5 protein-coding genes are annotated in these 13,892 nt (G+C 59.2%); 3 read left to right on the top strand and 2 right to left on the bottom strand.

Annotation, left to right across the window (positions count from 1 at the left end; translation table 11 throughout):
- Nucleotides 1-31: 31 nt before the first annotated feature.
- Nucleotides 32-5,980: a GEVED domain-containing protein gene (locus M9Q49_RS06635; protein ID WP_254507926.1), complete on the bottom strand. Its 5,949-nt coding sequence runs from the start codon at nucleotides 5,978-5,980 to the stop codon at nucleotides 32-34.
- Nucleotides 5,981-6,079: 99 nt separating this feature from the next.
- Here M9Q49_RS06635 and M9Q49_RS06630 point away from each other — a divergent pair, with 99 nt between their 5' ends.
- The 3 genes from M9Q49_RS06630 to M9Q49_RS06620 all read left to right on the top strand — a co-directional run bounded on the left by M9Q49_RS06630 (nucleotide 6,080) and on the right by M9Q49_RS06620 (nucleotide 12,270).
- Complete coding sequence (locus M9Q49_RS06630; protein ID WP_254507925.1) at nucleotides 6,080-7,399, top strand: aspartate aminotransferase family protein; 1,320 nt, start codon at nucleotides 6,080-6,082, stop codon at nucleotides 7,397-7,399.
- 2 nt (nucleotides 7,400-7,401) lie between these two features.
- Nucleotides 7,402-8,901, top strand: coding sequence for a M81 family metallopeptidase (locus M9Q49_RS06625; protein WP_254507924.1), 1,500 nt, complete (start codon nucleotides 7,402-7,404; stop codon nucleotides 8,899-8,901).
- Between the two features lie 96 nt (nucleotides 8,902-8,997).
- Nucleotides 8,998-12,270, top strand: coding sequence for a hypothetical protein (locus M9Q49_RS06620; protein WP_254507923.1), 3,273 nt, complete (start codon nucleotides 8,998-9,000; stop codon nucleotides 12,268-12,270).
- Here M9Q49_RS06620 and M9Q49_RS06615 read toward each other — a convergent pair.
- Nucleotides 12,267-13,838 carry a peptidylprolyl isomerase gene (locus tag M9Q49_RS06615; RefSeq protein WP_254507922.1) on the bottom strand — a complete coding sequence of 524 codons (1,572 nt, stop codon included), beginning with the start codon at nucleotides 13,836-13,838 and terminating at the stop codon, nucleotides 12,267-12,269. The genes M9Q49_RS06620 and M9Q49_RS06615 overlap by 4 nt on opposite strands.
- Between the last annotated feature and the right edge of the window lie 54 nt (nucleotides 13,839-13,892).

Raw genomic sequence — 13,892 nt, 5'->3', positions numbered from 1 at the left:
TTGCGAGGACGCAGAAGATCGGCGATTCGCGCTACAAACCGAGGGCATCCCGCAATAGATCGCTAGCAAAAACGAGGTCGCTAGCAGCGAATTCATCGCCCGTTGAGTCAAATTCCGTCGGTACGGCAATCGCCGCCACGATATAGTCCTGCCCCGCGCCACCGCGAATCACAATCGATTGCGGCATGGCAAAATCACCCAACCAACGATTGTTTACGCGGACGCGAATCAGCCCGCCGCTCTCACTGAGATAAATGCGGTCGGATTGGTTGGTGCCGGCAACTTGTAACCGACCATTCACCAGCAGCGCTGTTGCAGTGCTTGCCGGGGAAACGATTGTGAGCACGCCATCGACGCCGACGTCGTCTGGTCGATCGGTCGGCGCGGGGATCAACGTCAAATAGCCTTCGTTGAGTTGCGTTCGAAACGTCGGCGTGCGTGCCCAGGCAGCGATGTTGAGTGGAGTCGCCCCGGACGGACTCTCGGCTTTGACGCGCGCTTGCAATTGCACCAGCTCTCCGGCGAATCTGCCATCGAGCGGAGTTTGTCCGGCCACCGAAATGAACACGCGGCCGGCAGCTTGATCGATCCGCGCCGCGACAAACCAATCACTCCTTCCGCTGACCAACTTGCCGAGCACGACATCCTGCACATCGAGCAAACTGGCATCGTAGTAGATCACCAGTTCCGCCGAACGGAGCCCATTGCCAGTGAGATCGACGATGCTGTCGAGGTTCACTGGAATATCGATCGCGTCACCAGCGCGAGCAGTGAGTGTCGCGGGAATGCTCAACTTGGGATCGGGCCCCCCAAACGCGAGCGAGATTCCGGGCGACGGCAGGGCCGGAACTTCGGCCACAGGAATAACCACGGCAAGCTGCATGGCCAGCGAAGTATCTTGCGCCGAGATCCCGCTCTTGCCTGTCAGATCGCCGATGATGAGCGGATCGAGCAGCGGAAACGCAGCGAAACCGGTATCGATCGAAACCGCGTTGCGGGCGATGTATGAAGCATCGGTGCCGGTGTAGTCGCCGTTGGCGGTGACATCGCCGAAGTAGGCGACGACCTGCAGCGCATCATCGTCGAGCGCGGGAATGGCCCCGCCGTTGAGAACGACATTCGTCAGATCCAGCAACTGCTTTGTCTTGTAAGTCGCAGTCGCCGGCACACTAGCTTGCACATCGACAAACCGCGTCGTTCCCGCCAGCAGTGGAGTGGGTGAAGTGAAACTAAAAACGGCAACGCCCGACGTGCTGGTGTTTACACTCACACTGGCGCCCACAGGCAGGCCTGGAGCCACTGCGGCGCTGGTGATGGTGAGCAGCGCCGGGTTGTAACGGAGTTCGAAGGTCGCCGAGGTAACGCCGTCGCCATTGCTGAGCGAAATTGGAATCCCGCTCGAACTGTTGGCCGGCAAATTGACCGCTTGCTGTGGTCCGCGGGCGAAATCGGGCAGACCAATCGTCACAGTATTGGCGGCGGGAACATTTACCGTGAAGGTCGAAACAAAATCGCCACCCGGCGAACCGTTCAAATCGCCATCGAGCATGATGAACGTATAGTCGCGAAAACTATTCGCCGCGCTCCGCAATGTGAGCGTGTAATTATCTGGCGGCAACCGGCCGTTGCTCGCAACAAACGTCAATCGCCGATTATTGGCATCGATCACTATCGAGCCGCGCACCGCACCATTGGCTGCCCCCACCAGCGTGAGATCGGCCGCGCCATACGAACTATTCGCGTCGTACAGATTGAGCACTTGTCGATCGAGGTCTCGATTGAAATCAACAATCACTCCGGTCGTCGTACTCGTGACACCAGTCACCAAAAACGTCGCCGGCGTGAAGATGGCAACCTGATAGTCTTCCACTTCGCCGTCGGGCGCTTGCCCCGTAAAGGTCAAGCCACCCTGCGAACTGAGCCGGAAACGAGCAAAGGTTTGCGACGTTGCCACCGCTCCGGCCCCGACGGCAAACGTCAAGTTGTTCGTCCCTGCGACGACGGCCTGGTCCGAAAAGATCTGCTCACCCGCATCGCTCCAATCGCCGTCGTCGTTGAAGTCGATCCAACCTTGCAATAGCCCGGCGCCGCTGGCGACGACACTCACACTGCCAATGCCACCTTGCTGAATCACCCCGGCAAACGTCACTCCGTCCTCATCATCGATGCCGCCGCTGTCGTCACCAGCCGCAGTCGCATTGGCCACGCCGTTGGCTTCACTATCAAAATTCGCGCCCAGCCGCAGCGAAGTCTCCTCCGCGTGGGCAGCGCCACTCGCCGCGCTCAACGTGGGATAGGGCGACGGAGCATCGCCGTAGTCAAATGCCAGCGCCGTACGTACGGCTTGAATCGAGTCGACTCGCCAACCGAAATCGGCCGTTCGATTATCCGTCCCTTCGATCCACCGCAAATAGATCGTCTGCCCCAGCAACGACGCGGGGAATTGCAGAACCGTTTCGAAATAACCACTCGACAAACCGGACCAAGCGTTGCGGCTTGCCAACGTCGAACCGCTGCCGAGCGTCGAAGTGTAACCGCCCGACAAAAACGTTCCACCCGCCGTGACGAAATCGGTGAACGTCGTGCCGTTCGTCGAAACCTCGAGCACACCGCCGTCGTAAAAATATTCAAACCCGTAGGAATGTTGAAGACGCAGTTGTTGATTGGCAGTCGTCAGCACGAAGGGGGCCGACGTCAGCGAGTTCGTCGAAACATACGCAGCACCGGCGACAAATGCATGATTGGGCGCGCTATCGCTGCCGGTGCTAATGGTCGTCCAGTTCCTGGCAGCGCCGCCACTCACCGTCGATGCACTAACCCAACCCGCCGGCAACGCCGGAGTCGTCACGCTATCGAAATTCTGAAACGCCGCGACGACTGCAGTCGTAATCGTACGAACCTGATAGTCCTCAACTTCGCCATCAACAGCAAAACCATACGGCAGCAGATTTCCCGCCGTACTGATGCGAAACCTGGCTGCAAAGTTACCGATAATTGCAGCCGGCGGAACGGCCACGGTCAACGTATTCACGCCGGCCGTTACCGCCGTTTGAAAACTCTCGTTCGGGTTATCGCCGAACACTCCCGAGCCATCAAAGTCAAAGAAGTAGTTGAGCATTCCCGCCTGCGATGCCGTCACGCTGATGCTCGTACTCGCGCCGGGAACCAACAATTGCGTGAACTTCACGCCGTCCTCATCCGCCCCATCACCAGAGCTCAACGACGTCGCGATTCCATCCGCTTCCGCATCGACAACGGACCCAAGTCGCGGCCCCACGGGAAAATGACTCGGGCCGACACTCCCGCTCGTTGTCGCATAGCTCACCGGTGCATCGCCGAAGTCGAGCGCCGGCGCGTCAGCAAAAATCGTCACTGCATAATCTTCGACTTCGCCATCGGCGGCAGTTCCCGTTGGCCCCAAAGCCCCCGCCGTGCTGATGCGGAAACGGGCGAATGTATTTCCCGCCGTTGCAGTAGGCGGTACCGCGACGGCAATGACCTGCGAACCAGCCGTCAGCGTGGCCGCGAACACTTCATTCGCTTGATTGCCGAAGACGCCGTTGCCATCGAAGTCGAAAAAGTAGTCCAGCTTCGCGCCCGCTGTCGAAGAATAAACGCGAATCGCCGTTTCCTGCCCAGCGATCAGCGCCGAAATCGCCACGCCATCGTCATCGCTCCCGTCGCCACTCGCAGTGGACGCAGGCACGCCATTGGCTTCTCCATCGATCAGATTGCCGAGCCGAGGTCCTCCAATTGCATGCCGGGCCCCGTTACTTCCCAGCAACGTGCCATACGAATTCGGCGCATCGCCAAAGTCGGTTTGCTCCGCGGCTGCCGCATCGATAAAGAAGTTGATGTCCGAGACGTCGTAAAAAATATTGCCGACCGGTTCGATCCGAATTCGCGCAGTCGACGATGTCGACAGCGCCGGCAGATTCACCAACTGCGCCCCATCGTTGGCCGTCGCGCTCGCCAGCACCGTAGGAAACGTCAGGCCGCCGTCCGTCGACAGCAGAATATTCACCTGCAAGGCATTGATGCCATTCCCGTTTGTCCCCGCGACGTTCCAGGTCACTAGTTGCGTCGATTTCGCCGCCCAGTGAACAGCCGTGTTCGGCGACGTAACTCGAAACGCAGCGCCGGTGTTGACGACCTTCACGCGTGCATCGTCAGTATTCACGCCGCCACCGCCGCTGCGGTTGTCGCGCACGGTCACACGAAAATTGAGCGTCCGCCCACCCGTCGGCAGCGTTTCGCCAGTTGCATTCGTCCCCGCGAGCACATTACTCAGCGGCGGAAAGTAACGGACGGGACTCGCTGTCGGCGGACGCGAACGGAAGAGCGCACTCGTGCCGTTGTCGGTGCTCGCGAGCAGTTTCTGCGCACCGGCGTCCATTTCTTCCCATGAGTAGCTCAGCACATCGCCGGAATTGGCATCGCTGCCGCTTGCAGTGAGTACAAACGGCGTGCTGGCGGGAATGACGTAGTCGCTTCCCGCATTCGCCGTCGGCACGGTGTTGCCCGTCGCGGTGCGCGTGCCGACGCTGGGAATGACGTTGTCGACGTAGTTGATGATCTCGTCGAAATTGATCGCATGAAAGTTGGCATCGGCGTGCGCGGCAATATTGTCGACACCGCAGATTCCCGCATACGACATGATCGTGGTGCCGCTGCCTGGTTCCGCGCCGGTTTCGTACGCGAAGTTATCGGTCGAACAAGCGCCGGTGGTCCCCGACCAACTATGATTGGCATCGAACTGATGGCCGATCTCATGGACGACGTAGTCGATGTAGAACGAATCGCCGATTGGCGATGGCGAGCCCGTTTCGCCTTGCGCTTTCCGGCTCGCGACGCCCACACCCGACGCCGCCAAGCCACCGCCGCCGGTGCTGAAGACGTGACCGATGTCGTAGTTCGCCGTGCCGATCCGCGAATCGATGTTGGCTTGATTTTGCGTCAGGAGTGAGTTGGGATTGTCGTTGGTGTAGGGATCGTTCGCGGCATCGGTGTAAATCAGCAGGTCGTTGCCAGCGACCAGCGTTAATCGGATCGAGAGTTCGCTTTCATAAACGCCGGTCACGCGATTCATCGCCGTCACCACCGCGGCTTGGCCGAGTGCTACCGTGCCGCCGTGAAATGCGGTGTACTCCGCCGTAGCAGCAACAGCGGCGCGATACGTTCGCAATTGCGTGCCGGAACGTTGCGCGGCAGGAACGTCTTCGCCGGCGCTGGCGACACTTCCGGCAGATCCTGTGCGCTGTGCAGCTTCAAATTGTCGTGAAGCCAGCAGCGCCGCTTCTGCCGATTCTTCGATGGCGGCGCTTCGTTCCGTAACTTCACTGAGCGGCGTCGGCCCGTAGACGACCGCCGACGCTATCGTCACGCGGTCTTCGGTCCCCAGCACAAACTCATGCTCGTTCTGGCGCGCGGCTGCATCGACATCGCTGCGAAAGTAGCTGACATAGACGCGATCCTCGAGATGGTAGTAAGGATCGACATAGAACGTGCCGCTCGGCGACAACACCTGTGCGTGAAAACCCTGTGGCGTGAGATCAAGACGAATGGTCGCAGCCGGATCATCGATTCCCTGGCCAGCGTAGGTTTTGATTTCGGGAAAGAGCGCTGCAAGCGCCGGTTCCATGATCGGCGATTCGACCAAGGCGAAGTGAGCGAGTTCACCCGTCGGCCCTGGCACCGCAAAAGTTAATCGTTGATCGGACGCGGCCGTGAACTCCAGCGGCGCTGTCGCCAATTGTGCGCGAACCAATGCAGTATCGAGTTGCCAGGGCGTAAATTTGTCGACCGACAGATAAGACGGAGCGCCCGTCGGCGAAGGGGGAATCGCGGCCAGCGCTTGCCAGGCAGTGGCCGGATCAATGGGCAGGCCACCGGTCAGCAAGTGCCGCCGTTCCAGCAGTTCGCATCGCAGTTGCCGCGTGCGCCGCCGTTGCTGTTGTTTCGCCTGCCGATGAGATACCATCTTCTCGGGCCCTGAGAGGAGAAAGGGGCCGTTCCGTGATGCGCTATCGTAGCGGAATTCCGCGCCTCCGCCCGCCACCTTCTCACCCGAAAATTTCGCATGCTTCACCACCGCAGCCAGCAGCAGTTCGAACTCGCCCGCCAATCGCTGGCCGGCGGCGTGGCGTCCTCCACACGCGTCAACAAAGCCCTCGGCCATCCGCTCTACTTCGAGCGGGCTGCCGGTTGCCGATTGTGGGATCTGGATGGCCGCGAGTACCTCGACCTCTGCTGCAGCCACGGCGCAACGTTGCTCGGCCATGGCGATGAGCGAATCCGCCGCGCGATCGAAAAGTCACTCGACAACGGCGCGCCCTGCTCCTACGAAAACGCAGATCACGCGGCGCTCGCAGCCACACTCTGCGAGGTCGTCCCTTGTTTAGAAAAGGTCCGTTACACCTGCTCAGGCAGCGAAGCGACGATGCATTGTTTGCGCCTCGCGCGGGCCTTCACCGGCAAAACGAAAATTCTCAAGCTCGAAGGAAATTTTCACGGCTATCACGATCAGGTGATGTTCAGCATCAACACGCCGGCCGACAAGCTCGGCGCCGAAACGTCGCCAACGGCCTTTCCTGCTTCACAGGGAATGCCAGCCGCGCTCGCCGATCAGCTGGTGCTGGTTCCCTACAACAACGTCGAACTGCTCGCAGCCGCACTCGCCAAGCACGCGCATGAACTGGCTGCCGTGATTTGCGAACCAATCTATTACAACGCCGGCTGCATTATTCCAACTGCTGAGTTTGCCACCGCGCTGCGCGAACTGACCACGAAGCACGGCGTGCTCTTGATCTTCGATGAAGTTCTCTCTGCGTTTCGCATGGGACCTGGCGGCGCGCAGGAGTATCTAAAGATCACGCCCGATCTCTGCACGCTCGGCAAAGCAGTGGGTGGCGGCTATCCCCTCAGCGCCTTCGGTGGCCGCACCGACATCATGGCCCGGCTCATGCCGCAGGGCGATTGCCAGCACAGTGGCACGTACAACGGCCATCCATTGGTCGTTGCCGCCGCGCTCGCCGCAGTGCGAGCCTATCTAGAGCCTGGTTTTTATGAGCACATTCGCCTTGTCGGCGAGCAATTGTTCTCGGGGCTGAATCAATTGTTCGAAAAGCACCACGTGCCAGCGCATGTTCGCGGCCTGGGAGCTCGCTTCGGCGTTTATTTCGCGCAGCCAGGCATTCATGACTATCGCGGCGCACTAACGCATGATCGCACTAAGATGTTGAAGTTCATTGCTGTCGCAATCGCCGAAGGAGTTTACTTTCACGACTACGGCGGCGCGGCCTGCCATCACGGCTTTTGTGCGGCAACGACGCGGGCTGATGTTGCTGAGATCCTCAGCCGACTCGAGCGAGCACTCGTACAAATGCAGAATGGTGAATAACGATGCGAATCGCGCTCGGTCAACTTTGGCAGGAATCGAATACCTTCAACCCGCTCCGCACCACGCGGGCGAACTTCGAAGCCTTCGGTGTGCTGCGCGGCGATGCCATACTGCGAGAAATGGCCGAGACCAATGAACTCGGCGGCATGATTCAGTCGCTTCGCGCTTGGCCGTCGCCCCCCGAACTCGTTGGCCTCGTGCGCCTTCCCGCTTGGCCAGCAGGGACGCTCACTGCCGAGACTTTCGATTGGATCAAGCAGGAAATTGTCGAGAGTGTGCAGGCTGCTGGCAAGATCGATGCGGTCCTCCTCGCGCTGCACGGCTCACTCGTCAGCGAGGAGCATGCCGATGTCGAAGGAGAAATCCTGCAAGCCGTGCGCGAAGTCATCGGCAAGTCGACGCCGCTCGTCGCGACGCTCGATTTGCATGCTCACGTCACGCCCGCAATGATCGCAGCCGCCGATGCCCAGGTGCTGTTTCACACGATTCCGCATGTCGATGTGCAAAGCACCGGCCGGCGCGGCGCCGAGTTGCTCCGACGAATGCTGCTCGATGGCGCGCGACCGACAGTCGCCTGGCAACCGGTGCCGGTCGTTCTGCCAGCCGAAGTGGCGAACTCCGAAGAGCCAGGCAATATCGCAGCCCTTCGCAAAGCGCGCTTGCAATTTTGGGAACAGCAGCCCGGAGTCCTTTCGGCCGGCGTTGCCACGGTGCAGCCTTGGCTCGATGTGCCGCAGCTAGGTTCGGCTGTGGTCGTGGTTACCGACAATGACCAGAAACTGGCGAGCGAGATTTGTCAGGAACTCGCCGCCGATCTTTGGCAGGCTCGCGAGCAATACCTGCCGCAACTCACCGAACTCCCTGCCGCTGTTCAGGTCGCGCTGCATGGTGAAGGCTTGACCGTATTGAGCGACAGCGCCGATGCCACCACCTCGGGTTCGATCGGCAACGGCACGGCATTTCTCGCGGAAGTACTCAAGCACGATTGGCCGCGGCCCGCGCTGCTCGCCATGTTTGCGCCGCACATCGTCGAACAAGCCGTTGCCGCCGGAGTTGGCGTCTCACGTGAATTTACTTTCGGCACGCAGCCGCAAACGGACTTCGTACAGCCTCTCACCGCGACGATGCAGGTCGACAAGATTTTCCCGACGGCATTCACTCTCTCAGGCCATCTCGGCAGCAATTTGAAGATCGATCTGGGAACCAGCGTCCTTCTCCGCCACGGCAACGTGTGCCTCGTGGTGACCACACGCAGTGGCCCTCACTTTGCGCCCGAGTTGTTTCGCGCAGCAGGACTTGAGCCCTTCGCGGCCCAATTGCTGGTCGCCAAAAGTCCCTGCGGCTTTCGCGCTGCGTATCGCGAGGCTGCCGCCCGAATTCTGAACGTACGCTCTCCCGGCGCCGCGCCGGCCGATTTTTGGAATCTGCCGTTTCAGCAAATCACCCACCCCGTCTGGCCGTGGGATGATTTCACCTGGGTTCCCAAGCCGCTCCTGAAGTGAGGTCAACGCCACATGCGCCTGCCAATCGCCTTCATCGTTGCCGTACTTTTCTGTCAGCTAGTTGGATTGCCTGCAGCCATAGCCACGGAATACTTCGTGAGCAAGCGCGGCGCCGACACCAATAACGGAAAGTCGTCGGCGGAATCATTCCTCACGGTGCAAAAGGGAGTCGATGCCTTGGAGCCCGGCGATGTGCTGACGATTGCGCCGGGAGAGTACTTTGAAGCCGTCAAACGAACGGGGCTCGGTGACTTGGCGCACGATACGATCATTCGCGCCGAGTTGCCGGGAACGGTGACACTGCGCGGCGACCTTCCCGCGCCAGAGTTTCGGCCGTTGCCTGGGCAACGCTTCGTTTATGTCGCCGATTTCAAGTTCGCGGGACCGATCCCCGCCGTCAACGAGATCGATACGTTGACCATTCTCAAACGCATGCCGAACAACGACGAGCTCGAGTTTATTCCCGGCACTTTTTGTCACGATGCAGCGGCCGGCAAACTTTATCTATCGACTTCCGACATGCAGCCCGCCGACGTGCATCGCTACAGCGTCTCGGTGATTCCCACGCATGGCCTGCACTTGATCCGGCCGCAACGTGTGACGATCGAAGGTCTCGCATTCACCGGTTTCCACGCGATGGAACTGCTGCACTATCGAGAAGAAACTGCGGGCGGCGTGTGGGGCATCTTTCTGGTCCACGGCAAGCAGTGCGTAATTCGCGATTGCAAGGCTTACTTGAATGCCTGGGGGATTGGTTTGAACTGCAGTGCGCCAGCCAGTGGCGACAATCTCGTCGAGCGCTGCGAAGCCTGGGGAAATAAATCGCCATTCGCAAATGGCGACCTGGGAGGCATCACATTGCTGGCCGCTCGTCGCGATGTCGTGCGCAACTCAACCGCCTACGCGAATGGCATGTATGGCGTGAATATTTATGGCACCGGCGGCGCGCCACCCGGTGTCGATGACGGCGGCAATGACGAGAAGAACAAGAGTCTGCTCGAAGGGAACCTATCCTGGGGAAATGGCACGGCCGATATCAAAATCAAAACCGGCTATGAATATTTTCACGTCGCGCGCAATTGCATCTCGCCCGGACTGTGGAGCGTGAGCAATGTCACGCAGGGGACGATAGGGCGTTCCACGGCCAGCAAAACAGCGTCTGCCGAACAAAACATTCGACTACAAGATATCGCCAACCTCGACCTGCGCGCCGAATTTGCCGATCCTGATCATCACGACTATCGCTTGCAGGGGACGTCGAGATTCCGCGGTGCTGGTCCAGATGGCGCTGATCAGGGAGCCATTCCTTACGCACCCAACGTTTTCTATGTCAACGCAGCCACTGGCGACGACGACGCCGATGGGCTGTCAGCCGGTAAGGCTTGGAAGACGCTGCCGCGAGCGGTGCGCGATCTGAAACCAGGCGACACCCTGTTTCTCGAGCCGGGTAAGTATCCCAAATTGTCCCTTAGCGTTCGTGCCAAGCCGGCTGCGCCAATCTTCATTCGTGGTCGTGGAACTGGCAAGGTAATAGTCGATGGCGCTAGTTTGCATACCTGCCACTACGTGCGGCTGTCGCGTCTGACCTTCGCTGCGAATGCTAATGTCACTGATGGGATCAACCTGGCTTTTGAGCATTGTGAATTTGCCTCGAGCGATGCGCCGTTGAACGCGCTGCAGGTCAGAACGATCGCGATTTCGCAGTGCCTGTTTGCTCGCTCCGCGCAACCGGCGGCAAATCTGCGCGGCTGTGAACGAGTCGACCTCCGCGGCAATGCATTTCAAAACACTGCAGCACCTGCCGTGCAACTTTCCAATGAAAGCGCGATTCGCTATGCAAACTACAACGGCTACACCAGCGACAAGAAAGTCTGGCTGATCGGCAGTGAACCCTGGTCGCTGGCCGAGGTTCAACGCACCCGCGATCAGCAGTCGCAGATAATCAAACGCGAATCTGCCAGCGTTCTCGAGGCCTTCTCGCCGCAACTCGCGGCTTGTGGAGCTCTTGGAAAACCGATCGGTCCCTACCGCAACACGGCCCGAACCAAAGATCTACGGCTCGTCACCAAACCGTCGGTGCATTCCGTTAGCGCGACGACCGCCAATCTGGAATGGGTGACTTCGCTGCCGGCCACTTGTCAGTTGGCGTGGGGCGAGACGCCAGCTTGCGAAAAGTCGCTACCGTTCAACGTCAATTGTTTCGGTACTTACAGCCTCACCGGCCTCAAGCCAGGTCAGACGTACTACTTTCGTATCACCAAGCTTGAAACGCCTCACGACATTTTGCCGAAGACGGATCTGAAACAGTCGGTCGAGCTTGCTGACGAGCCGATCATGTTTACGACATTGACGAAGAATGCCGAACCTCGCATTTACCACGTGGCGACGGACGGCAATGACACCAACTCAGGGCTCTCGCGCGAGCAAGCTTGGCGGTCCATTCGTTACGCCGCGGCCCACGTCAACGTCGGCGATACGGTGCAGATCGCTGGCGGCAAATATCTCGAACGAGCCCGCATTCGCGCGACTGGAGACGTCGACAGCCCGATCACTTTTCGCGCTGCGCCCGGCGAGCGCGTCGAGCTCAACGGCAACGGCATGACGCTCAACAGCGCCTTTGTTGCCGCCGGCAAGAGCCATCTACGGTTCGACGGCTTTTATTTCGTCAGCTTCAACTTGTTTCCCAACGACAGCTGGAGCCTGCTGAATAGTGGCGAGTTTCACTTGTACCAGGGAAAGGACATTCAGATCACGCGTTGCTTCTCTGAGGGGCGAGGCGGTTATTCGGCTAGTCCGGTGGCGGCCTGGTTTGTCGAAGATCTGCTGATCAAAAACTGCGTGAACACCTACAAGTTCGGCGGCATGTATTTTTGGCGCTGCCCGAACCTGAGAATCGAGAACACCGTTTTTGCGGAGCCGATGATCATGGCATTTGTGCTACGAAACGAAAAGGATCAGGCGGCCACGATGGAGAATTGTATTTTCACCGACATGCTCGACAAGAAAGCCCGCCTGAATCTAGCCCTGCTGTGCTGCGACGGCGCGGTCGATAGCTATCGGTGCCCGAGCAGTTGCTTCATGCTGCGCGATTGCATTCCTCAGGAGCAACGGGCCTTGCTAGGCAACCAAACGATCGGCCAGTTGAGCAAGCACGTCAGCGAGCCTGTCTTTGCCGATCCGCTGTTTGCCGGCGATCCAGGAGTGAAAGGAAATCCCGCCGACAAAGCAGGCTTTTCGCCCGATCGCATGATGGATTCGGCACTCAAGCTCGATTTTGATTCGTTCTTTGCGACGAATCCGGAGTTGAAGCGCCGTGGCATTGGTCTCGATCCCGCCGCGTTCGGCGATCGTCAATTCCAACCCCGTTAGCGTTTGGGATTCGCCGCCGGTTGCGCCGCAACGTTCGTCGCATCGGCGTCGTAGATGGTCCAGACGACGGTTTTTGTCCGGATCCCTTCGAGGATGACTTTGATGGCCGCATCGCGGCGTTGCTGGTTGATCAATTCCTTGATCTTCACCTGAGCATCGGTGAATGGAATGTAGCCGGCTGGTTGCCGTTCGGTCACGCGCACAATGTGCAAGCCTTTAGGGTCTTCGATGATCGGGCTCAACTTGCCGACCTCTTGGCTGAAGATGGCCTGGTCGATTTGATCCGAGGCCAGGCTCTTTTCGTTCGTCCAATCATAAACACCGCCGTTCGCGGCATTGATGTCCTGCGAACCACGCTTGGCAACAGCAGCGAAGGGTGTGCCGAAGATCACGTCGTTGCCCATCTGCACCATTTGCTGTTCGGCGGCGCGCTTGTCAGGAAAATTGGCGAACTTGACCGACAGAATCTCAAAGCGGGCGCGGGCTTTCACCGCAAAGTCTTCCGCATGTTCGTGGTAGTAGTTAATCATCTCGAGATGCGAGACTTCGGTCTTCACCTTCAATTTCTGCTGAATGTTGTCGCGACCGAGATAGGTTTCTAAAAAGGACCGCTGTTGTTTCTCCAGCGTCGAGCCGCCCTGCCTCAGCACTCGGTCGAGATCGCCCAGCGTCTCGAGATTATGTTCCTTCATCAGTAGTGCGAGTCGCGCGACGATCGGATCGCGCTTGGCGAGTTCTTGAATTTCTTCCGGCGTCGACTTGGCCATCTTTTCGCGCATGCCGGTCAGCTGCTTCTCGAAATTGTCGCGCATCTTCTTCGACATTTCGGTGCGAATCTCGTTCATCTTATCGCGACCGGCTTTAGCTTCGATTTCGCGTTCAAAATCGAGATACATCAGCTTCGATTCGACTTGTTGCCGCGTGATCTGCTGGATCAACTTCGGCTTCATCGCTTCGATCTGATCGCGCTGACCAGGATTCGCCTTGAGCGCCGGTTCGATCATCTGATTGACCGTCGGCTCGACGTCGCCATACAGAATGTATTGATTACCAACCGTGGCCACGATCTGACTCGGTTGGAACAGCGTGCGCGCGATCTCGGGATTGACGTTTTCAGCCGTGGGATCGAAGCCGGGAATCAGCGGCGTTTGCGAAGCACTATTCGCTGGCGGTTGGCCAGGAGGCGGTCCCATCGGCGCGCCAGCCATCGGCGGTTGAAACTGCGGCTGCTGAAACTGCGGTGGCGGACCAACAGGCTGACCAGGTGGTGCGAATTGCGGTGGAGCAAACTGACCGGGCTGAAACTGGGGCGGCGCGAACTGCTGAGGTGGCCCGAATTGTGGTTGCGGTTGCGGTTGTGGCTGAGGAGGCACAAACATCGGCGGGCCGACCGGCTGCATCGGCGCGTTGGGATCGGGCGCGAACTGAAAGGGCGAGTTCGTGTTCTGCACAGGCGGCTGAGCGTAAGGATCGGGCCGCGGCCCCGGCTGATACTGCCAGGCCACCGCCGGTTGCAAGGTGAGCAACCAGACAGGAGTTGTCGTCAGCAGTAGCTGCCGCAGTTTCACGCGTGGGCCTTCCGTGGCGATGTGATTGAGAGTACGCGATCCGAGCGCGCAACT

The sequence above is a fragment of the Anatilimnocola floriformis genome, from assembly GCF_024256385.1.
Taxonomy (GTDB): domain Bacteria; phylum Planctomycetota; class Planctomycetia; order Pirellulales; family Pirellulaceae; genus Anatilimnocola; species Anatilimnocola floriformis.
The sequence above is the reverse complement of the archived record's forward strand: the minus strand, read 5'-3'. Positions and strand labels throughout refer to the sequence as shown.